General features: G+C 66.1%; 2 pseudogenes. Both read left to right on the top strand.

Features of this window, described 5'->3' with window-relative positions:
- Positions 1 to 127 precede the first annotated feature (127 nt).
- Positions 128 to 1,058 (top strand): annotated as a pseudogene (locus CQ14_RS45825) (DUF1522 domain-containing protein); the annotation flags it as partial.
- 1 nt (position 1,059) lies between these two features.
- Positions 1,060 to 1,193 (top strand): annotated as a pseudogene (locus CQ14_RS48555) (DUF1522 domain-containing protein); the annotation flags it as partial.

Genomic DNA, 1,193 nt, shown 5'->3' with positions numbered 1-1,193 from the left:
CAACCAGGCGCTGCAGAGCGCGGTCGGCTACTCCACCAAGTCGAACGTCTCGGCGACGATCGCCGGCGCCACCGCCACCGACCTGCGCGGCACCACGACCTACACCAGCGCAACCGCGCTCTCCAACGTGCTGTTCGACGGTACAGCCGGCGGCGTAACCGCAGCGACTGGCACGACAACGCTCGGCGGCACGGCGGGAACCGTGACCGGCTCGAACGTTACCAACACTTCGGCAGCGGCTATTACGGCTGCCACCAAGATCTATAACGCGACCACGGGCTTGAGCACCGAAGCAAACACGCAATTCGGTGACGGCAAGAGCTTTACCGTCAATGGCCACACCATCAGCTTCAAGGCGGGTGCGGCGCCGACGTCGGCGACCGTACCGGCCGGCTATGGCGTTTCCGGCAACATCGCGAGCGACGGCAATGGCAACTCGATCATTTATCTCGGGGCCACCGCGGGCGACTCGACCGCGACGGTCGGCGACATCCTGACCGCGATCGATATCGCCAGCGGCGTCAAGAACGCTGCTGTGTCGGCCGGTGCGGCGACGATCACCACGAACACCAGCCAAACGGCCGCGGCAATCAGCGCCGGTGGCGCGATCACGCTCACCACCTCGACTGGCGCTGATCTCAGCATCGTCGGCAAGGCCGACATGCTGGCGGCGCTGGGCCTGACGACCGCAACCGGTTCCGGCAATGCCACGGTGAGCGCGACCCGCACCACGGCCACCGGCGCCCTCGGCAGCCTGGTCCAGGACGGCTCGACGCTGAACGTGAATGGCAAGACGATCACGTTCAAGAACGGTGGTACGCCTGCTGCCGCCAACGTTCCGACTGGATCGGGTGTCACCGGCAACGTCGTCACCGACGGCAACGGCAACTCGACCGTCTACCTCAACAAGGGCACCATCGCCGACGTGCTGAATGCGATCGACTTCGCTACCGGCGTGCAGACGGTGTCGATCGCTTCGGGTGCGGCAACGCCGAGCACGGCCAGTGGTCAGACCAAATCTTCCGTTGTTGCCGGCGCGCTGCAGATCTCGACCGGGGNAACGCCGATCTGTCGATCATCGGCACCGGCAACGCGATGTCGGCGCTCGGCCTTACCGGCAACACCGGAACGGCGACCAACTTCACCGCCAGCCGCACGGCCGCACCCGGCAGCGTCTCGGGCAAGACCTTGAC

Origin of the sequence: Bradyrhizobium lablabi (assembly GCF_001440475.1) — a bacterium.
Lineage (GTDB): Bacteria > Pseudomonadota > Alphaproteobacteria > Rhizobiales > Xanthobacteraceae > Bradyrhizobium > Bradyrhizobium lablabi.
The sequence above is the reverse complement of the archived record's forward strand: the minus strand, read 5'-3'. Positions and strand labels throughout refer to the sequence as shown.